The 24047-nt window shown below is 42.4% G+C and carries 20 protein-coding genes, 2 tRNA genes and 3 rRNA genes; 17 read left to right on the forward strand and 8 right to left on the reverse strand.

The window, feature by feature from the left end; genetic code table 11:
• The first annotated feature begins 174 nt into the window (after positions 1–174).
• The 8 genes from MKL62_RS16480 (at position 175) to MKL62_RS16515 (ending at position 7913) form a co-directional block, all read left to right on the forward strand.
• Positions 175–1711, forward strand: a 16S ribosomal RNA gene (locus MKL62_RS16480).
• A 59-nt stretch (positions 1712–1770) separates the two neighbouring features.
• Positions 1771–1847, forward strand: a tRNA-Ile gene (locus MKL62_RS16485).
• Between the two features lie 55 nt (positions 1848–1902).
• Positions 1903–1978: transfer RNA gene (locus MKL62_RS16490), tRNA-Ala, on the forward strand.
• A 340-nt stretch (positions 1979–2318) separates the two neighbouring features.
• Positions 2319–5211 (forward strand): 23S ribosomal RNA (locus MKL62_RS16495).
• A 185-nt stretch (positions 5212–5396) separates the two neighbouring features.
• Positions 5397–5511 (forward strand): 5S ribosomal RNA (gene rrf, locus MKL62_RS16500).
• The 16S, 23S and 5S rRNA genes sit together here with 2 tRNA genes alongside, the layout of an rRNA operon.
• Before the next feature lie 171 nt (positions 5512–5682).
• A complete protein-coding gene (locus tag MKL62_RS16505; protein ID WP_000455811.1) occupies positions 5683–6033 on the forward strand; it encodes a GFA family protein in 351 nt (116 codons plus the stop codon).
• A 16-nt stretch (positions 6034–6049) separates the two neighbouring features.
• Positions 6050–6613, forward strand: a complete 564-nt coding sequence (locus MKL62_RS16510) for a DUF4256 domain-containing protein (protein WP_000988417.1) — start codon at positions 6050–6052, stop codon at positions 6611–6613.
• 136 nt (positions 6614–6749) lie between these two features.
• Positions 6750–7913: an acyl-CoA dehydrogenase family protein gene (locus tag MKL62_RS16515; RefSeq protein ID WP_005127716.1), complete on the forward strand. Its 1164-nt coding sequence runs from the start codon at positions 6750–6752 to the stop codon at positions 7911–7913.
• A 31-nt stretch (positions 7914–7944) separates the two neighbouring features.
• Here MKL62_RS16515 and MKL62_RS16520 read toward each other — a convergent pair whose 3' ends face one another.
• Complete coding sequence (locus MKL62_RS16520; RefSeq protein WP_000562198.1) at positions 7945–8544, reverse strand: TetR/AcrR family transcriptional regulator; 600 nt, start codon at positions 8542–8544, stop codon at positions 7945–7947.
• A 186-nt stretch (positions 8545–8730) separates the two neighbouring features.
• Between MKL62_RS16520 and MKL62_RS16525 the strand changes: the two genes are divergently transcribed.
• Genes MKL62_RS16525 through MKL62_RS16550 form a run of 6 tightly spaced genes read left to right on the forward strand, consistent with a single transcriptional unit; the run spans position 8731 to position 17098 of the window.
• Positions 8731–10536: an acyclic terpene utilization AtuA family protein gene (locus MKL62_RS16525; RefSeq protein ID WP_005127715.1), complete on the forward strand. Its 1806-nt coding sequence runs from the start codon at positions 8731–8733 to the stop codon at positions 10534–10536.
• A 20-nt stretch (positions 10537–10556) separates the two neighbouring features.
• Positions 10557–11468: an SDR family oxidoreductase gene (locus MKL62_RS16530; protein ID WP_000121939.1), complete on the forward strand. Its 912-nt coding sequence runs from the start codon at positions 10557–10559 to the stop codon at positions 11466–11468.
• A 10-nt stretch (positions 11469–11478) separates the two neighbouring features.
• Positions 11479–13092: an acyl-CoA carboxylase subunit beta gene (locus tag MKL62_RS16535; RefSeq protein ID WP_000154101.1), complete on the forward strand. Its 1614-nt coding sequence runs from the start codon at positions 11479–11481 to the stop codon at positions 13090–13092.
• 42 nt (positions 13093–13134) lie between these two features.
• Complete coding sequence (locus MKL62_RS16540) at positions 13135–14292, forward strand: acyl-CoA dehydrogenase family protein (protein WP_005127714.1); 1158 nt, start codon at positions 13135–13137, stop codon at positions 14290–14292.
• A 10-nt stretch (positions 14293–14302) separates the two neighbouring features.
• Positions 14303–15139 (forward strand): enoyl-CoA hydratase/isomerase family protein, encoded by an 837-nt coding sequence (locus tag MKL62_RS16545; protein ID WP_005127713.1) that lies wholly within the window; start codon positions 14303–14305, stop codon positions 15137–15139.
• Positions 15140–15157: 18 nt separating this feature from the next.
• Positions 15158–17098 (forward strand): acetyl/propionyl/methylcrotonyl-CoA carboxylase subunit alpha, encoded by a 1941-nt coding sequence (locus MKL62_RS16550; protein ID WP_005127710.1) that lies wholly within the window; start codon positions 15158–15160, stop codon positions 17096–17098.
• A gap of 105 nt (positions 17099–17203) precedes the next feature.
• Here MKL62_RS16550 and MKL62_RS16555 read toward each other — a convergent pair whose 3' ends face one another.
• From MKL62_RS16555 to rplM, 5 genes are all read right to left on the reverse strand, one after another.
• The gene (locus MKL62_RS16555) at positions 17204–17860 is read right to left on the reverse strand and encodes a hypothetical protein (protein WP_005127708.1); all 657 of its coding nucleotides are present in this window, start codon (positions 17858–17860) and stop codon (positions 17204–17206) included.
• 17 nt (positions 17861–17877) lie between these two features.
• Positions 17878–18306 (reverse strand): ClpXP protease specificity-enhancing factor, encoded by a 429-nt coding sequence (locus MKL62_RS16560; protein WP_000003714.1) that lies wholly within the window; start codon positions 18304–18306, stop codon positions 17878–17880.
• A 6-nt stretch (positions 18307–18312) separates the two neighbouring features.
• Positions 18313–18966, reverse strand: coding sequence for a glutathione S-transferase N-terminal domain-containing protein (locus MKL62_RS16565; RefSeq protein WP_000110146.1), 654 nt, complete (start codon positions 18964–18966; stop codon positions 18313–18315).
• A gap of 170 nt (positions 18967–19136) precedes the next feature.
• Complete coding sequence (gene rpsI, locus MKL62_RS16570; RefSeq protein WP_000224786.1) at positions 19137–19523, reverse strand: 30S ribosomal protein S9; 387 nt, start codon at positions 19521–19523, stop codon at positions 19137–19139.
• Between the two features lie 12 nt (positions 19524–19535).
• The gene (rplM, locus tag MKL62_RS16575) at positions 19536–19964 is read right to left on the reverse strand and encodes a 50S ribosomal protein L13 (protein ID WP_000854895.1); all 429 of its coding nucleotides are present in this window, start codon (positions 19962–19964) and stop codon (positions 19536–19538) included.
• Positions 19965–20136: 172 nt separating this feature from the next.
• Here rplM and pdxA point away from each other — a divergent pair, with 172 nt between their 5' ends.
• From pdxA to MKL62_RS16590, 3 genes are read left to right on the forward strand one after another with little or no spacing between them, the layout of a single operon-like run.
• Positions 20137–21120, forward strand: coding sequence for a 4-hydroxythreonine-4-phosphate dehydrogenase PdxA (gene pdxA / locus MKL62_RS16580; protein ID WP_094320791.1), 984 nt, complete (start codon positions 20137–20139; stop codon positions 21118–21120).
• Positions 21121–21143: 23 nt separating this feature from the next.
• Positions 21144–21956: a 16S rRNA (adenine(1518)-N(6)/adenine(1519)-N(6))-dimethyltransferase RsmA gene (gene rsmA / locus MKL62_RS16585; protein ID WP_005127693.1), complete on the forward strand. Its 813-nt coding sequence runs from the start codon at positions 21144–21146 to the stop codon at positions 21954–21956.
• Complete coding sequence (locus MKL62_RS16590; protein ID WP_005127692.1) at positions 21957–22796, forward strand: symmetrical bis(5'-nucleosyl)-tetraphosphatase; 840 nt, start codon at positions 21957–21959, stop codon at positions 22794–22796.
• Positions 22797–22838: 42 nt separating this feature from the next.
• Here the strand turns inward: MKL62_RS16590 and MKL62_RS16595 are convergent, their stop codons facing one another.
• Positions 22839–23282, reverse strand: a complete 444-nt coding sequence (locus tag MKL62_RS16595) for a DUF2147 domain-containing protein (RefSeq protein ID WP_000514366.1) — start codon at positions 23280–23282, stop codon at positions 22839–22841.
• Between the two features lie 84 nt (positions 23283–23366).
• Entirely contained in the window at positions 23367–24041 is a 675-nt protein-coding gene (locus MKL62_RS16600) for an LrgB family protein (protein WP_000480818.1), read from the reverse strand.
• Positions 24042–24047 lie beyond the last annotated feature (6 nt).

Here is a 24047-nt window from a genome sequence, read left to right on the forward strand (position 1 = left end):
ATCATTAAGAGAATTGAAGAACAACTTGTGTGGATTTTTACTGATTGATTAATCGAAATAATTTTCATTGATTGATTGGTTTAAATTACTCGAAGTTTATTTGAGCGAAATTTAAGTCAGTAATTGATGAGCCAGAATTGGTACCTTGTCTATAAATAAGGTGCAAAATGATTTTAACTGAAGAGTTTGATCATGGCTCAGATTGAACGCTGGCGGCAGGCTTAACACATGCAAGTCGAGCGGGGGAAGGTAGCTTGCTACTGGACCTAGCGGCGGACGGGTGAGTAATGCTTAGGAATCTGCCTATTAGTGGGGGACAACATCTCGAAAGGGATGCTAATACCGCATACGTCCTACGGGAGAAAGCAGGGGATCTTCGGACCTTGCGCTAATAGATGAGCCTAAGTCGGATTAGCTAGTTGGTGGGGTAAAGGCCTACCAAGGCGACGATCTGTAGCGGGTCTGAGAGGATGATCCGCCACACTGGGACTGAGACACGGCCCAGACTCCTACGGGAGGCAGCAGTGGGGAATATTGGACAATGGGGGGAACCCTGATCCAGCCATGCCGCGTGTGTGAAGAAGGCCTTATGGTTGTAAAGCACTTTAAGCGAGGAGGAGGCTACTTTAGTTAATACCTAGAGATAGTGGACGTTACTCGCAGAATAAGCACCGGCTAACTCTGTGCCAGCAGCCGCGGTAATACAGAGGGTGCGAGCGTTAATCGGATTTACTGGGCGTAAAGCGTGCGTAGGCGGCTTATTAAGTCGGATGTGAAATCCCCGAGCTTAACTTGGGAATTGCATTCGATACTGGTGAGCTAGAGTATGGGAGAGGATGGTAGAATTCCAGGTGTAGCGGTGAAATGCGTAGAGATCTGGAGGAATACCGATGGCGAAGGCAGCCATCTGGCCTAATACTGACGCTGAGGTACGAAAGCATGGGGAGCAAACAGGATTAGATACCCTGGTAGTCCATGCCGTAAACGATGTCTACTAGCCGTTGGGGCCTTTGAGGCTTTAGTGGCGCAGCTAACGCGATAAGTAGACCGCCTGGGGAGTACGGTCGCAAGACTAAAACTCAAATGAATTGACGGGGGCCCGCACAAGCGGTGGAGCATGTGGTTTAATTCGATGCAACGCGAAGAACCTTACCTGGCCTTGACATACTAGAAACTTTCCAGAGATGGATTGGTGCCTTCGGGAATCTAGATACAGGTGCTGCATGGCTGTCGTCAGCTCGTGTCGTGAGATGTTGGGTTAAGTCCCGCAACGAGCGCAACCCTTTTCCTTACTTGCCAGCATTTCGGATGGGAACTTTAAGGATACTGCCAGTGACAAACTGGAGGAAGGCGGGGACGACGTCAAGTCATCATGGCCCTTACGGCCAGGGCTACACACGTGCTACAATGGTCGGTACAAAGGGTTGCTACACAGCGATGTGATGCTAATCTCAAAAAGCCGATCGTAGTCCGGATTGGAGTCTGCAACTCGACTCCATGAAGTCGGAATCGCTAGTAATCGCGGATCAGAATGCCGCGGTGAATACGTTCCCGGGCCTTGTACACACCGCCCGTCACACCATGGGAGTTTGTTGCACCAGAAGTAGCTAGCCTAACTGCAAAGAGGGCGGTTACCACGGTGTGGCCGATGACTGGGGTGAAGTCGTAACAAGGTAGCCGTAGGGGAACCTGCGGCTGGATCACCTCCTTAACGAAAGATTGACGATTGGTAAGAATCCACAACAAGTTGTTCTTCATAGATGTATCTGAGGGTCTGTAGCTCAGTTGGTTAGAGCACACGCTTGATAAGCGTGGGGTCACAAGTTCAAGTCTTGTCAGACCCACCATGACTTTGACTGGTTGAAGTTATAGATAAAAGATACATGATTGATGATGTAAGCTGGGGACTTAGCTTAGTTGGTAGAGCGCCTGCTTTGCACGCAGGAGGTCAGGAGTTCGACTCTCCTAGTCTCCACCAGAACTTAAGATAAGTTCGGATTACAGAAATTAGTAAATAAAGATTGAGATCTTGGTTTATTAACTTCTGTGATTTCATTATCACGGTAATTAGTGTGATCTGACGAAGACACATTAACTCATTAACAGATTGGCAAAATTGAGTCTGAAATAAATTGTTCACTCAAGAGTTTAGGTTAAGCGATTAATCTAGATGAATTGAGAACTAGCAAATTAACTGAATCAAGCGTTTTGGTATGTGAATTTAGATTGAAGCTGTACGGTGCTTAAGTGCACAGTGCTCTAAACTGAAATGTTGAAGTTACTAACTTGTAGGTAACATCGACTGTTTGGGGTTGTATAGTCAAGTAATTAAGTGCATGTGGTGGATGCCTTGGCAGTCAGAGGCGATGAAAGACGTGATAGCCTGCGAAAAGCTCCGGGGAGGCGGCAAATATCCTTTGATCCGGAGATGTCTGAATGGGGGAACCCACCTACTTTAAGGTAGGTATTGCAACATGAATACATAGTGTTGCAAGGCGAACGAGGGGAAGTGAAACATCTCAGTACCCTTAGGAAAAGAAATCAATTGAGATTCCCTCAGTAGCGGCGAGCGAACGGGGATCAGCCCATTAAGTTATGTGTGTTTTAGTGGAACGCTCTGGGAAGTGCGAACGTAGAGGGTGATATTCCCGTACACGAAAGGGCACACATAATGATGACGAGTAGGGCGAGGCACGTGAAACCTTGTCTGAATATGGGGGGACCATCCTCCAAGGCTAAATACTCCTGACTGACCGATAGTGAACCAGTACCGTGAGGGAAAGGCGAAAAGAACCCCTGTGAGGGGAGTGAAATAGATCCTGAAACCGCATGCATACAAGCAGTGGGAGCACCTTCGTGGTGTGACTGCGTACCTTTTGTATAATGGGTCAGCGACTTATATTCAGTAGCGAGGTTAACCGTATAGGGGAGCCGTAGAGAAATCGAGTCTTAATAGGGCGTTTAGTTGCTGGGTATAGACCCGAAACCAGGCGATCTATCCATGAGCAGGTTGAAGGTTGGGTAACACTAACTGGAGGACCGAACCCACTGTCGTTGAAAAGCCAGGGGATGACTTGTGGATAGGGGTGAAAGGCTAATCAAGCCTGGTGATAGCTGGTTCTCCCCGAAAGCTATTTAGGTAGCGCCTCGGACGAATACCATAGGGGGTAGAGCACTGTTTCGGCTAGGGGGTCATCCCGACTTACCAAACCGATGCAAACTCCGAATACCTATGAGTACTATCCGGGAGACAGACTGCGGGTGCTAACGTCCGTAGTCAAGAGGAAAACAATCCAGACCGCCAGCTAAGGCCCCAAAATCATAGTTAAGTGGGAAACGATGTGGGAAGGCATAGACAGCTAGGAGGTTGGCTTAGAAGCAGCCACCCTTTAAAGAAAGCGTAATAGCTCACTAGTCGAGTCGGCCTGCGCGGAAGATGTAACGGGGCTAAAACTATGTGCCGAAGCTGCGGATGTATACTTTGTATACGTGGTAGGGGAGCGTTCTGTAAGCCGATGAAGGTGTGTTGAGAAGCATGCTGGAGGTATCAGAAGTGCGAATGCTGACGTGAGTAACGACAAAACGGGTGAAAAACCCGTTCGCCGAAAGACCAAGGGTTCCAGTCCAACGTTAATCGGGGCTGGGTGAGTCGACCCCTAAGGCGAGGCCGAAAGGCGTAGTCGATGGGAAAATGGTTAATATTCCATTACTTCTGTGTAATGCGATGAGAGGACGGAGAAGGCTAAATCAGCCTGGCGTTGGTTGTCCAGGTGAAAGGATGTAGGCATGTATCTTAGGCAAATCCGGGGTACTCTATGCTGAGATCTGATAGCAAGCTGTACTTGTACAGCGAAGTGGTTGATGCCATGCTTCCAGGAAAAGTCTCTAAGCTTCAGTTACACAGGAATCGTACCCGAAACCGACACAGGTGGTCAGGTCGAGTAGACCAAGGCGCTTGAGAGAACTCTGCTGAAGGAACTAGGCAAAATGGTACCGTAACTTCGGGAGAAGGTACGCTGTTGTTGGTGATGGAACTCGCTTCCTGAGCTGACGACAGCCGCAGAAACCAGGCCGCTGCAACTGTTTATTAAAAACATAGCACTCTGCAAACACGAAAGTGGACGTATAGGGTGTGATGCCTGCCCGGTGCTGGAAGGTTAATTGATGGGGTTAGCGTAAGCGAAGCTCTTGATCGAAGCCCCAGTAAACGGCGGCCGTAACTATAACGGTCCTAAGGTAGCGAAATTCCTTGTCGGGTAAGTTCCGACCTGCACGAATGGCATAATGATGGCGGCGCTGTCTCCAGCAGAGGCTCAGTGAAATCGAAATCGCTGTGAAGATGCAGTGTACCCGCGGCTAGACGGAAAGACCCCGTGAACCTTTACTGCAGCTTGACACTGAACTTTGACCTTACTTGTGTAGGATAGGTGGGAGGCTTTGAAGCTGGAACGCTAGTTCCAGTGGAGCCGTCCTTGAAATACCACCCTGGTAATGTTGAGGTTCTAACTCTGTCCCGTGATCCGGGACGAGGACCGTGTCTGGTGGGTAGTTTGACTGGGGCGGTCTCCTCCTAAAGAGTAACGGAGGAGTACGAAGGTGCGCTCAGCGTGGTCGGAAATCACGCGTAGAGTATAAAGGCAAAAGCGCGCTTAACTGCGAGACCCACAAGTCGAGCAGGTACGAAAGTAGGTCTTAGTGATCCGGTGGTTCTGTATGGAAGGGCCATCGCTCAACGGATAAAAGGTACTCTGGGGATAACAGGCTGATACCGCCCAAGAGTTCATATCGACGGCGGTGTTTGGCACCTCGATGTCGGCTCATCTCATCCTGGGGCTGAAGCAGGTCCCAAGGGTATGGCTGTTCGCCATTTAAAGAGGTACGCGAGCTGGGTTTAGAACGTCGTGAGACAGTTCGGTCCCTATCTACCGTGGGCGCTGGAAATTTGAGAGGATCTGCTCCTAGTACGAGAGGACCAGAGTGGACGAACCTCTGGTGTACCGGTTGTGACGCCAGTCGCATCGCCGGGTAGCTATGTTCGGAAGGGATAACCGCTGAAAGCATCTAAGCGGGAAGCCTACCTCAAGATAAGATTTCCCTAGGACTTTATGTCCTCTAAAGAGCCGTTCGAGACTAGGACGTTGATAGGTTGGATGTGGAAGCATAGTGATATGTGAAGCTGACCAATACTAATTGCTCGTGAGGCTTGACTATACAACACCCAAGCAGTTGTATATGAAGCATCAATCGATTCTTAAATATGCAAGACAACTTGATTTAGTTATACCTCTAGCTAAAATGAACAGATAAAGTAAGATTCAATTCAGCCCAGTCTGTTACAGATTTGGAAAACGCTTCGGCATCAAGTAAGACCTAAGCAAGTATCCATAAACAGTTGTGCTGGCGACCATAGCAAGAGTGAACCACCTGATCCCTTCCCGAACTCAGAAGTGAAACCTCTTAGCGCTGATGGTAGTGTGGGATTACCCATGTGAGAGTAAGTCATCGCCAGCTCATTATTCTAAACACCCCAATCTCAAAAGAGGTTGGGGTGTTTTTTTATAGCAAGAAATCAATCAATAAAGAATTGTTTAATTATATAACTACAAATCATTTTTGATTGAAAATTGAACTAAACGGCAGAATATTATAAAACTATAAAAAATTAGAAATAGGAAAAATGAAATGGAATATAAAGGAAGTTGCCATTGTGGTCAGGTAAAGTTTGCCGCGGAAGGTGAGCTAACAGAAGCCTTATCTTGTAATTGTTCTATCTGCCAAAAGAAAGGGGCTTTACTTTGGTTCCTGCCGACTAATCAGGTTACCGTTACTTTAGATTCTCCTGATATTTTAGCGAATTACACTTTTAACAAGCATGTGATTAATCATCATTTCTGTAAAAATTGCGGTATTCATCCCTATGCTCAAGGTATAGATGCCCAAGGTAATTCGATCTTTGCGATTAATGTTCGATGTATAGATGATATTGATTTAGAAAAGATAAAAATAAATTATTTTGATGGGCGTTCTGTTTAATAACTAGGTTTATTCAATGATGACTAAAAAACAATTAACTTCAAAGCAAATAGATATGTTGCTTGAATTATTAAAAAATAGATTTGAAAAGAATATACATCGACATAAAGAAATTGATTGGACGAATGTGCGAGCTAAACTCATTGAGTCTCCAGACAAACTATGGACATTGCAGGAAATGGAAAATACAGGAGGAGAGCCGGATGTTATTGCTTATGACCAGCAGAAAGATGAATATTTGTTTATAGATTGCTCTGTTGAGTCACCGAAAGGTCGTAGAAGCCTTTGCTATGATCGAGAAGCCTTAGAGTCTAGAAAAGATCATCCTCCTAAAAATAGCGCAATAGACTTAGTCCAAGAAATAGGGGCTGAACTCCTAACAGAAGAGCAATATCACCAATTACAACAGCTCGGGGAGTTTGATCTAAAAACATCAAGCTGGCTTGCTACTCCAGAGGAAATCCGAAAATTAGGAGGAGCTCTTTTTGCGGACCGTCGCTATGGTCGAGTCTTCATCTATCACAATGGAGCCCAGTCATATTATGCAGCTCGTGGTTTTCGCTGCTGTTTAAGGGTATAGGTCTTGCGAATCAACTCGATCGTTTGGATTTGATATTTTATGCCAAGAAAATGGAGATTCTTGCAACTTTTGACGGATGGTAAACATGACAAGATATGTTCTGGAATTAAATAAAAACATCAGGACATTTCTAAAAATGCAGCTCAATCCAATTTACTATAATGAACAACATATAGCTTTTGCCGATAATGTTCGTAGATTTGTACAAAAAGAAATGACACCTTTCGTTAATGAATGGGATGAGGCTGAGACATTCCCAAGAGAACTTTATAAAAAGGCTGCCGAAATTGGATTATTGGGTCTAGGTTTTTCAGAAGAATATGGTGGTATTCCAGATGCAGATCCATTGTATTCATTACTGGCTGGTATCGAAATGGCAAAGGCGGGTTCAGGTGGGGTGCATATCTCGCTCATGGTCCATACCATTGGCGCCCCTCCCATTCAGCACTTTGGAAGTGCGGAGTTAAAGGCTAGAGTTCTGCCAGGTATTATTTCCGGTGAGAAAATTTCGGCTTTAGCGATTACAGAACCTGGTGGTGGTTCAGATGTTGCTGCATTACAGACTAAAGCTGTCAGAGATGGGGATTATTATATTGTTTCGGGCGAGAAAACATTTATTACATCGGGAATTCGTGCAGACTATTATACAGTTGCAGTGCGTACTGATCCGACAAAAACGGGTGCAGAAGGCATTTCAATGTTACTCATTGATGCACATAGTGAAGGTATTACTAAAACGCCTTTGAAGAAAATGGGATGGTGGGCATCAGATACGGCACATTTGCATTTTGATCAAGTACGAGTACCTGCATCAAATCTACTTGGCAAAGAAAATGCCGGTTTTAAAGTTATTATGAATAACTTTAATATGGAGCGGTTTTTCTTGGGAGTAGTCGCTTATGGGTATGCATTAGTCTGTTATGAAGAAGCTTTAGAGTGGGCACAGCAACGTAAAACTTTTGGTAAGCGATTAATTGATCATCAAGTAGTACGCCATAAATTGGTAGATATGGCAACCCAACTGACCTCAACGAGGGCATTACTTGAAGAAACAGCATGGAAAATGACTCAGCCGAAGTTACAAGGACCTGAGTTGGTGGCGCAAATTTCAATGCTTAAAAATGTTGCGACTCGCACTATGCAATTTTGTGCTGATGCGGCTGTACAAACATTAGGTGGTATGGGCTTTATGCGAGGTACCAAGTCAGAACGTATTTACCGTGAAGTAAAGGTCAATATGATTGGCGGTGGTGCTGAAGAAATTATGAAAGATTTGATTAGTAAACAGCTTGGTTATTAATTCTTATAAGGTGGACTTTGAGCCACCTTTTTTATTTCAAAGCCATTTCCCAAACCATTTCCGTTAACTCATCAATTTTGACTTTACCCTCAGATTTATACCAAGTTACAGTCCATGAAATTGCACCGCCAATTAAGCGTCGCCAAATAAAAGCATCGTGTTTGACTTTACCTTGTGTGCGTAACTTTTCTATAACGTCGAGCCAGATTTGTTCATATTCATTACGCATTTTTAAAAGATAATCTTGCTTTTCTTTTGATAGAGCGAACCATTCGTACACCAACACAGCCATGGCTGCACCAGTATCTCCAGTAATTGAGATCAGTTCGGCTTTAATAAGAGCACGTAATTGTTGTTCTGGGTCTGTAGATTGAGTTACTGCATCATTTAAACGGGCAAGATTATAGATAATGGTCTGTTCCATCACATGAGCGAGGATATCATCTTTACTTTTGAAATGATGAAATAAGCTTCCCGATTGGATTCCAATAAATTGAGCAAGTTCACGAACAGTGGTTTTATCATAGCCTTGCTTATGAAAAAGATAGGCTGCACCATGCAATAAACGGCCACGTGGACTGTCATCAAAGCAGGGGATATATGGAATCTGTTCAATTGAGGTGGCAATCATGTGCTCAGTTTGTTCCTTTATCTAAAAGTCTATAGTGGAAATTTTCACTAAATTTCATCGCATTTCAGATTATTTGCCGAATTTGGAAGATTTGGTCAACATCACAATAACATTTTGCGCTTTACAAACCAAGCGCTTGCTTGGTGATGTTGAGGCTGATTTTTAGACAAAATAATGAGAAATAGAATGGCAAATAATCAGCAGGATGATCATCTAGTCGTAAAAATAGGGTGTGCCTCTGGGTTTTGGGGAGATACCAATACTGCCGCTTTTCAGTTAGTGCATTTGACCGATATTAATTATTTGGTTTTTGATTATTTGTCCGAAATTACCATGTCGATTATGGCAAAAGCGAAGATGGTAGAACCGAAACATGGTTATGCTTTAGATTTTGTCAGCCGAGTCATGGCACCCTTACTAAAAAAAATTGCTGAAAAAAAGATTAAAGTGATTAGTAATGCGGGTGGTGTTAATCCATTGGCTTGTCGGGATGCCTTGCAAAAAATTATTAAAGAGTATGGTCTAGATCTGAAAGTGGCTGTGGTGTTAGGTGATGATCTTTTGCCAAAACATGAGCAGCTAAAATCACAGAATATTCAAGAAATGTTTAGCGGAGAAGCGTTGCCAGAACAGGTGGCAAGCAGTAATGCTTATTTAGGCGCGGTTGCTATTCGTGACGCCTTAGACTTAGGTGCAGATATTGTGATTACGGGTCGTGTAGTTGACTCTGCTGTGGTACTTGCACCCTTACTTCATGAATATCAGTGGCCTTTAGATGACTATGACAAATTGGCGCAAGGTTCGTTGGCAGGTCATGTGATTGAATGTGGAGCCCAATGTACGGGTGGTAATTTTACCGATTGGCAATTGGTACAGGGCTTCGACAACATGGGCTTTCCAGTGGTTGAAGTGAGTGAAGATGGCTCATTTGTTGTAACTAAGCCTCAAGGTACAGGTGGTCTGGTTTCTACTGCTACAGTTGCAGAGCAAATTGTTTATGAAATAGGCAATCCTCAAGCATATTTACTACCCGATGTCATTGCTGATTTCAGCCACGTGCATTTAGAGCAAGTCGGGGAGCACCGAGTTCGTGTGATGGGTGCAAAAGGACAAGCACCAACTACACAATATAAAGTCAGCGCGACTTACCCAGATGGATATCGGGTTTTAGTGAGTTTCCTCATTGCAGGACGTGAGGCACCACAAAAAGCACAAGTCATTGCTGATGCGATTTTGACTAAGTGCGAACGTGTTTTAGCAATGCGCTCAGTGCCGCCATTTAGTGAAAAGTCTTTTGAAATTTTAGGTATTGAAAGTACCTATGGCGACCATGCCCAAACATTAAATAGTCGTGAAGTGGTAGTTAAAATCGCTGTAAAACACATGTTTAAAGAAGCATGTATGTTCTTTGCATCTGAAATTGCACAAGCTTCAACAGGTATGGCTCCAGCCTTGGCAGGAATTGTTGGAGGCCGACCTAAAGCATCTCCAGTAATTAAGTTATTTTCATTTTTAATTGATAAAAATCAGGTGAATGTTGAAATCGATTTTGATGGCCAACGTCACTCGGTTGAAATTCCTAAGAGCGTATCTGCACAAAAAATCAATACTTTAGCAACCGGTGAAAGTGCGGTGTATCAAGGAGATGAAATTGAAGTTCCTTTGATTGAAATTGCGCATGCCCGCAGTGGTGATAAAGGCAATCATAGCAATATTGGCGTGATTGCACGTAAAGCAGACTATTTACCATGGATTCGTGCAGCACTAACTGAACAGTCTGTTGCAAGCTATATGCAACATGTCTTGGATGCTGAGAAAGGGCGAGTAATCCGTTATGAGTTACCGGGTTTAAATGCACTGAATTTTATGTTGGAGAATGCCTTAGGCGGTGGTGGTGTTGCCAGCTTACGTATTGATCCGCAAGGTAAAGCCTTTGCCCAACAGTTATTGGATATGCCTGTTAAAGTTCCGGCACATCTTTTAGAAAAATAAAATGAATGGATGAAACAAAGATGAGTTATCAATCAATATTTAGACCAGATGCTTTCGCCAATAAAGTCATTATTGTGACAGGTGGTGGCTCAGGAATTGGACGCTGTACGGCACATGAACTTGCCGCTTTGGGTGCACAAGTAGTGATTACAGGACGCAAAATTGAAAAATTAGAGAAAGTAAGCCAAGAAATAATAGAAGATGGGGGCTTAGTTCATTTCATTGTTTGTGATAACCGTGAAGAAGAACAAGTGAAAAATATGATTGCCGAAGTGATTGAGAAATTCGGCAAACTCGATGGTTTGGTAAATAATGCAGGCGGGCAGTTCCCCTCAGCTTTAGAGAATATTTCGGCGAATGGTTTCGATGCAGTCGTGCGTAATAATTTACACGCAACTTTCTATTTAATGCGTGAAGCTTATAACCAATGGATGGCTAAACATGGTGGCAGTATTGTCAATATGACTGCTGATATGTGGGGTGGCATGCCAGGAATGGGACATTCTGGTGCTGCGCGTTCAGGGGTTGATAACTTAACTAAAACAGCATCGGTTGAGTGGGGCAAATCTGGTGTTCGTGTAAATGCGGTTGCACCAGGGTGGATTGTATCATCTGGTATGGATAATTATAGCGGTGATTTTGCCAAAGTAATTATTCCAAGTCTTGCTGGCAATGTACCTTTAAAACGTATGGGAACTGAGTCGGAAGTCTCATCGGCAATTTGTTATTTACTGTCCGATGCTGCGGCTTTTGTGTCAGGTGTAACTTTGCGTATTGATGGCGCTGCATCGCAAGGGACACGCATGTACCCACTAGCCGAAGCAACAAATAGTCAATCTTATAATGGTTTCCATCGCGCGTTTATTCCTGAAATTTTTAAAAAAGATAAGACTGAAAAAGTCGAGCAAAGCAATAATTCAGGCTCGGAGTGAGGAATAAAAAATGACCATTCTTCAATCCGAAATTACTGTTGGTAGTGAACAGTATCAAAAGAATAAAGAGGCACTGCTTACTCAGCTGAGTGAAGTCCGTGCAATTCAGCAAAAAAGCATTGATAAATCGTATGCTGCTAAACCGAAATTCGATAAAAAGGGCAAGATTCTGCCGCATGAGCGTGTACGGTTATTGCTCGATGCCGATTCGCCTTTTGTCGAACTTTGTGGCTTGGTTGGCTACAACATGCATGATGACAAGGATGGCTCCGAAGCTGGTGGTGGTGTAATTGCTGGCATTGGTTTTGTCAGTGGTGTGCGTTGTCTGGTCTCTGCAAGTAATAGCGCGATTAAAGGCGGGACCATGTCACCTATGGGTGTACAGAAAACTTTGCGTTTGCAAAAAATTGCCTTAGAACAAAAACTCCCGCTGATTACGCTGACCGAAAGTGGCGGTGCTAACTTAAATTATGCAGCTGAAGTATTTACCTATGGTGGTATGACTTTTGCCAATCAGGCACGTCTGTCTGCGGCAGGTATTCCTCAGCTTGCAGTGGTACATGGGAATGCAACGGCAGGAGGAGCTTATCAACCAGGTCTTTCGGATTATGTCATTGTAGTACGCAAACAAACAGAGATGCTTCTTGCAGGTCCACCTTTACTTCTGGCTGCCACGGGTGAAGTCGCCACAGCGGAGGAATTGGGTGGGGCTGAAATGCATGCACAGGTTGCTGGAACAGCAGAATACTTAGCAGAAAATGATGCCGATGGGATTCGACTTGCGCGTGAAATTTTTGAATACCTCAACTGGAAAGAACAAATCAAACCAGTTGATGTGACTTATAAAGAGCCTCGTTACGATACCGAGGAACTGTTGGGTGTTATTCCAAGTGATCCTAAACAACCATTTGATATGAAAGAAGTGGTTGCCCGCATTATTGACGATTCAGATTTTCTAGAATTTAAGCAGGAATATGATGATTTAACGGTATGTGGCTGGGCAAAAATTGGTGGTTTGCATATCGGTATTATTACCAATAATGGTCCGATTACCCCTCAAGGAGCAGCGAAAGCAGCTCAGTTTATTCACTTATGTGAACAGACCAACCGTCCGTTATTATTCTTACATAACACTACTGGCTTTATGGTGGGAACCGATGCCGAGCAAAATGGCATTATTAAGCATGGCTCAAAACTGATTCAAGCGGTTGCCAATTGTACTGTACCTAAAATTTCAATCGTTGTGGCAGGGTCATATGGTGCTGGTAACTACGCAATGTGTGGTCGGAGTTTATCACCAGATTTTATTTTTGCTTGGCCGAACTCTCATGTTGCTGTAATGGGGGCTGCACAGGCTGGAAAGGTACTGCGTATTGTTGCTGAAGGGAAACAAAAAGCTTCCGGGCAGGAACCGAATCCGCAAATGCTCGATTTTCTTGAGCAAAGTACGGCCATGAAATTAGAGCAACAATCTACCGCGCTTTTCAATACGGCCATGCTACATGATGACGGCATTATTGACCCGCGAGATACCCGAAAATTACTTATTTTCCTTTTAGAAACTATTTATGAAGCACAGCAACGCGATCTAAATCCGACCCGTTTTGGTGTGTCTCGTTTTTAATCAATCTTTACCGTAATTAAAAAAATTAATAGGAACAACACCATGAAATTTACTGCCGAACATGAAGCATTACGCCGTACAGCGCGTCAATTTGTTGAAAATGAACTGAATCCGAATATTCCGGAATGGGAAGAAGCTGGATGTTTCCCGATCCACGATGTATTTAAAAAGATGGGTGATCTTGGCCTATTGGGGATTTGTAAGCCTGAGGAAAATGGTGGTCTGGCTTTAGATTACTCTTATAACTTGGTTGTTGCTGAAGAAATTGGACGCGCAGCTTGCGGCGGTGTGCCTTTAGCCATTGGTGTACAAACCGATATGGCAACACCTGCTTTGGCGCGTTTTGGTAGCAAAGAATTACGTGATGAGTTTTTAACACCAGCCATTGCTGGAGAATATGTTGCCTCAATTGCGGTATCGGAAGTGCATGCTGGTTCGGATGTTGCTGCTATTAAAACGACTGCTAAAAAAGATGGCGATGACTATGTCATTAACGGCAGCAAAATGTGGATTACCAACTCACTGCAGGCCGATTTCTTCTGTCTTTTAGCCAACACATCTGACGATAAACCACATGTTAATAAGTCGATGATTATTGTGCCAGCCAAAACTAAAGGGATTAGTTTTTCAGAGCCGTTAAATAAATTAGGGATGCGTTCAACGACCACAGCGCAGGTTTATTTAGACAATGTACGTGTACCTCAGCGTAACTTGGTTGGCGTTGAAGGTATGGGCTTCATGATGCAGATGATGCAATTTCAGGAAGAGCGTTTATGGGCTTGTGCTAATGCGATTGGTGGTTTGGAAAATTTAATTCAAAAGACTATCGCCTATACCAAAGAGCGTATGACATTTGGTCAACCACTCATTAATAACCAATATATCCATTTTCGTTTTGCCGAACTCATGACTGAAGTAGAAGCGCTTAAAGCCTTAACCTACCAAGCGTGTGAACAGCATATTGCGGGTGAAGATGTGACTAAGCTGGCATCTATGGCAAAGCTCAAAGCAGGCCGTTTAAGCCGTGAAGTTGCCGATAGCTGTCTACAATATTGGGGTGGCAATGGCTTTATGTGGGATAACCCTGCATCCCAGCTATATCGTGATGGTCGTTTAGGCTCTATTGGCGGTGGCGCAGATGAGATTATGTTGGGGATTATCTGTAAGTTGATGGATATCTTGCCAAAAAAACAAAAATAAGGAATCAACCATGACACTTTCAGCATCGCTTCAAGCTTTAGATATTGATGACAGTATTCAATTAGAACAAGACGGCAGTGTTTTATATCTTTGGTTAAACCGACCAGAGAGCCGTAATGCCATGAACTTGAATATGGTCAATGCGATTCAACAAGTTTTTACTGCCATTCGTGATGATCTTTCAATTCGTGCAGTCATCATTCGTGGTGAAGGTGGGACTTTCTGCGCAGGTGGTGATATTAAAGACATGGCTGCTTTACGCGTTGAAGCAACTAACGTTGGTAGTCTACAACCTTATACTAATTTTAACCGCCGTTTTGGTGCCATGCTTGAGCAAGTTGAAGCTGCACCACAGACTGTTGTGGTCATTTTAGAAGGTGCGGTGTTAGGTGGAGGTTTTGGGCTGGCATGTGTTTCTGATGTTGCCATCAGTCGTGATAATGCTCAGTTTGGTTTACCTGAAACTGGGCTTGGTGTGATTCCTGCTCAAATTGCTCCTTTTGTGGTGAAACGTATTGGCCTGACTCAGGCACGCCGACTGGCTTTACTCGGCATGCGTTTTGAAGGGCATACAGCACTGAGTGTCGGTGTGGTTCATCAAATTGCACATAATGAAATTGAACTTGAACAAGCTTTAGAGGAAACCATTCAACACATTAAACGAGCAGCTCCTCAAGCTTCACGTGTGACTAAAGTACTGTTACATCGAACACTCAATGAACCTTTAAATGAGTTGCTAGATGATGCTGCACAGCAGTTTGCTCAAGCGGTTGGTGGTGCTGAAGGACAAGAAGGAACAATGGCTTTTATCCAGAAAAGGTTACCAAATTGGGCCGATGGATCATAAAAGATAAGGATAAAAATAATGAAATTTTCAAAAATACTGGTTGCCAATCGTGGTGAAATTGCAGTTCGCGTGATACAAACAGCCAAGGCAATGGGCTACCAAACCGTCGCAGTTTATTCCGATGCAGACCGTAATGCTCGCCATGTGCAAGAGGCTGATGAAGCTGTTTATATTGGTGCTTCAAAAGTATCAGAGTCTTATCTCTCCATCGCTAAAATTATTGAAGCTTGCAAAAAAACAGGGGCGGATGCAGTTCACCCCGGCTATGGTTTTTTGTCAGAAAATACTGATTTTGCTCAGGCATGTATCGACAACCAGATTACATTTATTGGGCCTACCGCTTCTGCAATTGAGTTAATGGGCAGTAAACGCCTTTCAAAAATCGCCATGATTGAGGCGGGCGTCCCTTGTGTGCCGGGCTATGAAGGTGACCGACAAGATCTCGAATATTTAGCAACTCAAGCTGAGCAGATTGGTTTTCCAATTATGGTCAAAGCTTCTGCGGGTGGTGGCGGTCGTGGCATGCGTTTGGTACAGCAAGCATCCGAGTTGTTTGAGGCATTACAAACCGCACGTTCAGAAGCTGAAAATGCTTTTGGTTCGGGGGAGTTAATTTTAGAAAAAGCAGTCATTGCTCCGCGTCATGTCGAAATTCAGGTTTTTGGTGATACTCACGGCAATTATGTGTATTTGTTTGAACGTGATTGTTCAATTCAGCGCCGTCATCAAAAAGTAGTTGAAGAAGCTCCATGTCCGGTGATGACGCCTGAACTGCGTCAGAAAATGGGTGAGGCAGCCGTAGCAGCGGCAAAAGCATGTGCTTATGTTGGGGCAGGTACAGTTGAGTTTTTGCTAGATGCATCGGGTGTATTTTACTTTTTGGAGATGAATACCCGTTTGCAGGTAGAACATCCGGTCACTGAGCTTATTACAGGGTTAGATTTAGTTGAATGGCAGTTACGTGTGGCGAATGGTGAGCAGTTACCTTTAAAGCAACAGGAATTGACCTTAAATGGACATGCTATTGAAGTGCGTTTGTATGCAGAAGACCCACGTCAGGACTTTTTGCCACAAACAGGAAAAATTTTACGTTGGAAGCCTGCAACCTTGCCAAATGTGCGAATTGATCATGGCATGTTAGCACCTGATGAAGTCAGTCCATTTTACGATCCGATGGTAGCAAAGGTGATTGCCTATGGGAAAACCCGTGAGGATGCGATTCGCTTACTGGCTCGTGCAGTCGATGATAGTGTTTTACTTGGAGTGAATAGTAATAAACAGTTCTTGGTCAATTTACTGCGCCATCCAGTTGTTGTCGCAGGGGATACCAATACTGCATTCATCCAACAGCATTTCAAAAATGATCCGAGCTTACACTATCAAGTTTTATCTTTAGAAACCTTAGCGATTGCTGCAGCACTATTTAGCCAAAGTAAAGGTACTGCAGTGTGGCAAACTGGGCTTGGTGTGCCATTACCGTTAAAATTACAAACTGCCGATCAGCAAATTCAATTGCAGCTTTCATCTGTAAATAACATATTCACGGTAAAGTTCTGTGATCAAGTAGTTTGTATTGATATGCTTGAGAAAACGCCAGAACAGCTAGTTTACTTAATTGATGGTGTACTTCGCCGTGTTCAATATGTATTGGATGATGATCAGCTTTATCTAGATCGAGATAATGGCAATGTTTTGATACGCAATATGACTTACGCTGCACCAGAAGCTACCGATGTAGCGGGAGATGGCAAAATTCGAGCACCGATGGATGGGGCTGTAGTGAATATCCTAGTCAATGAAGGCGATCAAGTAGTAAAGGGCCAAACATTATTGATTCTTGAAGCTATGAAAATTCAGCAACAGATTAAATCTGATGTGGATGGTGTAGTCGATGAAATTTTAGGTCAGCAAGGTCAACAAGTGAAAAAACGGCAAATGCTATTTAGTATCCAAATTTAAGAGAAGAGCAATTGTGGTTACTAGTAATCACTATTGATTTATAGAAGATGATTATTTAAATCAAAAAAGGGAACATACGTTCCCTTTAATTATAAAAAAACAAAATTATACAAGCTGTGTATACATACAATAGAGATAGCCTAAAATAGCTAAAGGAACAAGAGGAGCGATAACTTTTGACCATCCAGGAATAAAAGTTTCGTTAGGTTGCTCTTCAACATGTAAATCTTCATGATGTGGTTGGGCTTGGTGAACCATTTGGTTGAACTCCTTCATTGTTGCATCCAATGATAGCTCTTCTTGTTCAACAGGTTTAGAACCAATGAGCTCTGTTAGATGGTTTGTTGACCAAACCCAATCTTCAGCTTGGCCAGATAAATGTTCAACTTGCCCTAAAATGAGCTCTTTTAAACCACTTTGGCCGAAACCACCAGTCTCATCAAGTTGATTAAGTTCTGTTAACTGTAATGCCAGAATCTCAGAAATACTTTGCTCAAGTTCAGAATTTTTTAAAACTGACTTATTGTGTTTTGACGTAGTTAGATGACGTGCAACTTCTTGAATATACAATGGATCGGCAGTTTTGATTTCATGATAAATTTTATTGTCGTCCTGACGCCATAAGCTGATTAATTTACCAAGCGTCAATATATTCACTTCGTCAATCAGCTTATTTTTCTCATTGGCTGGATATTGATTTAAAAGCTGAGGCTTTTGAATTTTTATTTGCTCAGCAAAGTATTGGACTAAATCAAATGCCATACTTTATTCCTCTAAAATTAATCTAAAATTCTTAATGTTGGCTTTTTCTTGGTTGGTTCAGATGTTTCTTGTGTTTCTGAGTCTAACTTATCTTCTACAGGCGCTACATTGGCATATTCTTCAGGGTCAAAGAATAAACCTTGTCCATTTTCACGTGCATAAATACCTAAAACTGCTTGGATAGGTACGTAAATATCTTTGGAAACGCCGCCAAAACGTGCTGAAAATGTAATCGCATCATTGCTAATGAGTAGTTGATGTACCGCATGAGGCACAATGTTTAAAACAATTTGTCCATCTTTCACAAACTGTTGTGGTACATCAGTGTGCGGTTGTGTTGCATCAACGAGTAAATAAGGTGTGAGTTGATTGTCACAAATCCATTCATAGATTGCACGAGCAAGATAAGGACGTGTAGGGGTTAATTCAGTAGTTTGCTCAGACATATCACACTATTCCATATTTAATAGTTCATTGTAACGGGTTTTCTCTTGGGGCGTCATGGATTTAACAAAAGAAGGGCGGCTAAAGATACGTTTACAATACAAAAATATAGGTCGACACTGCTGCTTTGGTAAATCAATTCCCATGCTATTAAGTCTCACAAAAATTGGAGCAAGCATACAGTCCAGGATTGAAAAATTTTCGGACATAAAATAAGGGAAATGCTGAAATAAAGGGGTAAGTGATATTAAGGTGTCACGCAATTCTTTTTGTGCTTTTTGTTTTTGTTCTATATTTAATGTATCTGCATGTCTGAGCATATGATCGGCCAACTTAAACCAATCATTTTCAAGACGCCAAATATATTGGCGTTGCTCTGCACGTGCCATAGGGGCATCGGCATATAGTTTATTCTGACGATATCGGTCATCGAGATACTCAGCAATGATAGGTGCTGAAAATAATTTAAGATTTTGCTCAACCAGCATTGGCAATTGATTATAAGGATTTAGGCTTGCGAGATCTTCATCTTCGTGATCAGTCACGATTAATTGATATTTAATTTGTTTTTCTGCCAATAAAAAACGGATCCAGTGTGAACGGAAATCATCAGCATGGCTGTAAAGGGTAATTCCCTGAATTGAGGTGTTTTCGACCGACATATCACAAGGTATGGTTGTGTGAATCGGTTAGAATACTAAAAATATGCGTGGAAATCACGGTGACAAAGATAGAGTTTCATATATTTATCTGTTTCACTCATCTACAAAATGAATATGCAATAAAAAAGCCTTGGAAAAACCAAGGCTTTTTGTCCGATTCGGTAAACGAATTAACGTTTAGAGAATTGAGGACGTTTACGAGCTTTACGTAAACCAAGTTTCTTACGTTCAACTTCACGAGCATCACGAGTAACGAAACCAGCTTGACGAAGAACAGGTTTTAAAGTTTCGTCAGCAGCGATAAGTGCACGAGTAATACCGTGACGGATCGCACCAGCTTGACCACCGATACCACCACCTTTAACAGTGATGTAAAGGTCATATTTTTCAGTAGCTTCTAAAAGCTCTAAAGGTTGACGAACAACCATACGAGCAGTTTCACGACCGAAATATTGCTCTAAAGTACGGTTGTTAATAACGAGTTTGCCTGTACCAGCTGACAAGAAAACACGTGCAGTTGCGGTCTTACGGCGACCTGTACCATAATTAGTAGCCATGTGCTGTATCCCTTAGATGTCCAAAACTTGTGGCTGTTGAGCAGCGTGTGGATGCTCGCTACCAGCGTACACTTTCATCTTCTTGATCATTGCATAACCAAGAGGACCTTTTGGCAACATGCCTTTAACAGCACGTTCAAAGATTTCTTCAGGTTTGTGAGCAACTAATTTTTCGAAATTAGTTTCTTTTAAACCGCCTGGGAATTCAGTGTGGCGATAGTATTTCTTGTCAAGCGCTTTGTTACCAGTCACTTGAACTTGTTCAGCATTGATAACGATGATGTAGTCACCAGTGTCAACGTGAGGAGTATAAGAAGTTTTGTGCTTACCGCGTAAACGACGTGCAATTTCAGTCGCTAAACGACCAAGAGTTTTACCTGTAGCATCAACAACGAACCAATCGTGTTGTACTTCAGCAGGCTTTGCGCTGAGAGTTTTCATTCAAACACTACCTATTATAGTTGGTTTGAGCTAGACATCGCTCAAACAAAAAGGAGACGAGATTCTAAACGAGTTTGTTGTCAATCACAAGAAAAATCCCATATAAGCTACATAATTTTATCCCTAATCCGATGAATGTAGGATATGTTAAAATAATTCAAATTTTAGAGATGTGTCGGGGGTGATTGTGCTGCCTTTATATGTCACTTCCGGTGAACCTGCCGGTATTGGTCCAGATATTTGTTTGAGTCTGGCAAAACGGGTTGATGAACGTCCTGTTGTGGTTTTGGCTGATCGAAATTTATTACAACAACGCGCTCAAAAGCTTGGTCTAGACATTAAATTTTTAGAGTATAGCGGACAAGCTGAATCGTCTTTGCAAGGCGAGCTTTATATAGAACATGTACCCCTAGAAACTATAGTCGTTGATGGACAGCTTAATGCTGCTAATGCCGCTTATGTATTAGAGCAATTACGTCGTTCAGCCGATTATGCTATGTCTGGTAAGAGCGTCGGTGTAGCCACTGCTCCTGTTCAAAAGTCGGTGATTAATGATGCAGGGATTTTATTTAGTGGACATACTGAATATTATCAAGAATTTGCAGGCGTAGAGCGTGTTGTTATGATGCTGGCAACGAAAACGTTGCGGGTGGCTCTGGCGACCACTCATTTACCATTAAGAGATGTTGCAGATGCAATTACCAAAGAACGCTTGCATCAAGTGATTGATATTTTACTTCACGATTTAAAGACCAAGTTTAAAATTAATGATCCTCGAGTCTTAGTATGTGGATTAAATCCTCATGCGGGCGAAGATGGTTATTTGGGACGTGAAGAGATTGATACGATCAATCCGGTACTTGAAACCTACCGATCACAGGGAGTTAAATTAAGTTTAAGTTTACCAGCTGATACTTTATTTACGCCCGAACATCTTAAAAATGCTGACGCTGTTCTTGCGATGTACCATGATCAAGGCTTACCTGTGTTAAAATCACAGGGTTTTGGTGAAGCAATCAATATCACATTGGGCTTATCATTTATTCGAACTTCGGTCGATCATGGTACTGCTCTGTCTTTAGCTGGGACAGGATTGGCAAAAAGCTCAAGTTTAAATGTCGCTGTCGATTTAGCTTTATCTTTGGCAGCGAGTTAAATTTTTCATGTTGGAAATGTTCTATGTATCAAATTAATGCCCTAAACCCGAAAGATGAAGGGCATAAAGCTCGTAAACGTTTTGGTCAAAACTTCTTACATGATCAACGAGTCATTGCTAAAATTGTACGCTCAGTCAATCCGCGTACGGGTGATAATATCGTCGAAATTGGTCCAGGTTTAGCTGCTTTAACTTCTCCTTTAATTGGAGAATGTGATGCATTAACTGTAGTTGAATTAGACCGTGATTTAGCTGCCGGCTTACCTGAACGCGTGCCCCATCCAGAACGTTTAACTATCGTAGAAGCTGATGCATTAAAATATGATTTTAGTCAGCTTATAAAAGATGGGCGTCCATTACGCGTTGTCGGCAATTTGCCTTATAACATTTCTACACCATTACTTTTTCATCTCTTGGAATTTGGTAGCCAAGTTAAAGACATGCACTTCATGTTGCAAAAAGAAGTGGTAGAACGTATTACTGCTGAACCGAATACAAAAGAATATGGCCGTTTATCAGTCATGATCCAATATTATTGTCAGCCTACCTTTTTATTTGAAGTTCCAGCAGGCGCATTTAACCCGCCACCAAAAGTGACAAGTGCAGTATTTCGCTTGGTTCCTTACGAACAAAAACCAATTACGGCGAAAGATGAAAAAGCTTTAGCTCGCTTGGTTGCCCACGTCTTTACTCAGCGCCGTAAAACGCTAAGAAACAGTCTTAAAGGTATGTTGGCAGAGGATGGTTTCGAGAAAGCAGGAGTCGACCCAATGGCTCGTCCAGAAACTTTAACTCTTGCAGAGTTTGTGGCTTTGGCAGATCAAATGGTGGCATAAATGACTAAGCGCTATAACTATGTAATTGGAGATGTGCAAGGTTGTTTTGAGGCACTCAAAGCGCTATTAAAAGAAATACGTTTTGACCCTGATCAAGATTTTATCTGGTTTGCTGGTGACTTGGTTGCACGTGGTGAAAACTCTGTAGGTGCTCTACGTTTTATTAAAAAACTAGCTGATCGAGGGGCTGCTGCTACCGTATTAGGTAATCATGATTTAACCCTGATTGCCGGTGCTCGTGGTCTTAAGGAAATTAAAGAAAAAGATCGCACGCAGGATGTTATTGACGCCGTGGATGGTGATGATCTTATCGATTGGTTACGTAAACAGCCGTTATGTTTATTTCCAAATGAGCAAACAATACTGACGCACGCAGGTGTACCTTGTATTTGGGATGCACAAAAAACTGCTGCATTGGCAAAAGAAGTTGAGGCTGTATTGGCGCATGATGATTTATCTGTGCTAGATGCATTTTTAGCTGAAATGTATGGTTCAAAACCCGATCTTTGGACAGATGATTTGACAGGTAATGAACGTTTACGCTGTATTACCAACTACTTAACTCGTATGCGTTTAACTAATGCAGAAGGGGCTTTGGAGTTTAGTTTTAAAGATACTTTAGATGCACCAATGCCAGAAGGTTATTTACCGTGGTTTGAATTTCCAAGTAAGGCTGCACAAACCCATCAAATATTTTTTGGACATTGGGCTGCTCTAGAGGGTAGAACTACTAGTGAACACATCCAAAATGTTGATGGTGGTTGTGTATGGGGTAAAAACTTAATTGCTTATCGTCTTGAAGATCAACAAGCTTTTTCTGTGAGCAATCCTGTTATGTAATAAAAAAAGCCGCTGAAGCGGCTTTTTTTATTTTTAAGATATTTATTCTAGGCGAATCCAGATCTGATTACGACCTAAAGCAGATACCCCAAGGTAACCGCGCATATGTAGACGTTTACCATTTGCACTAAGTTTTGCTTTTAATCCGTAAACTTTACCAGTATTTGGGTCTAGAATTTTTCCACCTGTATAGGTTGAATTATCAGTTTGCTTGAGCCCGGTTGCGATATCTAAGCCTAAAATAGGCTTATTGGTATAAGGTGCAGGACAGTTATCACAAATTTCTTTTGGCGTATAACCTGGGCGTGGTGTTATTTTTACGATTTTACCTGCATAAGTACCATTTGCCTCTTTCCGTATTTCTACATGTGCTTTAGGTGTACCTGTTTTATCATCAATCGTTTGCCAAAGACCTGTAATATCAGCTGCAAAAGTAGCTGTATTTATTCCCACTAGGAGCAAAGCTCCAACAAAAAATTTCCCCATAATCAAAAAATCCTTTTAGATTTGAAAGGTCCATCTTATTTGTAATTAATAACGGGTTCAATGTTTATTTAAACTACTTTTTAATCAGTGTATTCCAAAAGATAACATGAAGGTTGGTAGCCAAATAGCAGTAAATACACCGTTTAATGCCATACCGAATGCCGCATAACGACCTGCTACAGGTCCACGTTGCCAAGCCTGAGCAGTTCCAATTGCATGTGCAGCTAAGCCTAGAGCTAAACCTGAAGCTCTTTCATCGTGTATATGCTTAAGTAAAAATGGTGAAAATGCTGCACCAATAACTCCGGATAAAATTACAATGAGAGTGACTAATGTCTCTGGAGCATGTAATAAGGTTGCGATGTTTAAAGCAATTGGGGTGGTTACTGCACGTGTAGCAAAAGCCAAAATAGTCGGCTCAGACATATGCAATAGGTAAGCAAGGCCCATTGGTAAAGCAACGGCACTAATGCTGGCAAAGCATAAAATACCAATCACCGATTTAAGAGGTAAATCGTCATAACGCATTGCAGCCAAAGGTATAGCTAAAGCAACCGTGACATAGCCTAATAAATGACTAAATAAATCATTTACGTAAAGCCGGTATTCTTCATAGGGAACTTTCAAGATTGATAATAGCCCAATGACAATGAACATGCCGAAAACTAAAAGAGGAACTTGAGGAAAGCGGCGGTTTAATGGTTTTGCACAAAGGTAGCCAACTAAAGTGATCAAAAAACCATAAAGAATCATAAACATTTTATT

Source organism: Acinetobacter sp. AOR01_HL (assembly GCF_027855455.1).
In the GTDB taxonomy this organism is placed as follows: domain Bacteria; phylum Pseudomonadota; class Gammaproteobacteria; order Pseudomonadales; family Moraxellaceae; genus Acinetobacter; species Acinetobacter baumannii.

Excerpts from the sequence above, each read along its gene's own strand:
- MKL62_RS16505 (WP_000455811.1), top strand. The coding sequence starts at position 5,683 with ATGGAATATAAAGGAAGTTGCCATTGTGGTCAGGTAAAGTTTGCCGCG.
- MKL62_RS16510 (WP_000988417.1), top strand. The coding sequence starts at position 6,050 with ATGATGACTAAAAAACAATTAACTTCAAAGCAAATAGATATGTTGCTT.
- MKL62_RS16515 (WP_005127716.1), top strand. The coding sequence starts at position 6,750 with ATGCAGCTCAATCCAATTTACTATAATGAACAACATATAGCTTTTGCC.
- MKL62_RS16520 (WP_000562198.1), bottom strand. The coding sequence starts at position 8,544 with ATGATTGCCACCTCAATTGAACAGATTCCATATATCCCCTGCTTTGAT.
- MKL62_RS16525 (WP_005127715.1), top strand. The coding sequence starts at position 8,731 with ATGGCAAATAATCAGCAGGATGATCATCTAGTCGTAAAAATAGGGTGT.
- MKL62_RS16530 (WP_000121939.1), top strand. The coding sequence starts at position 10,557 with ATGAGTTATCAATCAATATTTAGACCAGATGCTTTCGCCAATAAAGTC.
- MKL62_RS16535 (WP_000154101.1), top strand. The coding sequence starts at position 11,479 with ATGACCATTCTTCAATCCGAAATTACTGTTGGTAGTGAACAGTATCAA.
- MKL62_RS16540 (WP_005127714.1), top strand. The coding sequence starts at position 13,135 with ATGAAATTTACTGCCGAACATGAAGCATTACGCCGTACAGCGCGTCAA.
- MKL62_RS16545 (WP_005127713.1), top strand. The coding sequence starts at position 14,303 with ATGACACTTTCAGCATCGCTTCAAGCTTTAGATATTGATGACAGTATT.
- MKL62_RS16550 (WP_005127710.1), top strand. The coding sequence starts at position 15,158 with ATGAAATTTTCAAAAATACTGGTTGCCAATCGTGGTGAAATTGCAGTT.
- MKL62_RS16555 (WP_005127708.1), bottom strand. The coding sequence starts at position 17,860 with ATGGCATTTGATTTAGTCCAATACTTTGCTGAGCAAATAAAAATTCAA.
- MKL62_RS16560 (WP_000003714.1), bottom strand. The coding sequence starts at position 18,306 with ATGTCTGAGCAAACTACTGAATTAACCCCTACACGTCCTTATCTTGCT.
- MKL62_RS16565 (WP_000110146.1), bottom strand. The coding sequence starts at position 18,966 with ATGTCGGTCGAAAACACCTCAATTCAGGGAATTACCCTTTACAGCCAT.
- rpsI (WP_000224786.1), bottom strand. The coding sequence starts at position 19,523 with ATGGCTACTAATTATGGTACAGGTCGCCGTAAGACCGCAACTGCACGT.
- rplM (WP_000854895.1), bottom strand. The coding sequence starts at position 19,964 with ATGAAAACTCTCAGCGCAAAGCCTGCTGAAGTACAACACGATTGGTTC.
- rsmA (WP_005127693.1), top strand. The coding sequence starts at position 21,144 with ATGTATCAAATTAATGCCCTAAACCCGAAAGATGAAGGGCATAAAGCT.
- MKL62_RS16590 (WP_005127692.1), top strand. The coding sequence starts at position 21,957 with ATGACTAAGCGCTATAACTATGTAATTGGAGATGTGCAAGGTTGTTTT.
- MKL62_RS16595 (WP_000514366.1), bottom strand. The coding sequence starts at position 23,282 with ATGGGGAAATTTTTTGTTGGAGCTTTGCTCCTAGTGGGAATAAATACA.
- MKL62_RS16600 (WP_000480818.1), bottom strand. The coding sequence starts at position 24,041 with ATGTTTATGATTCTTTATGGTTTTTTGATCACTTTAGTTGGCTACCTT.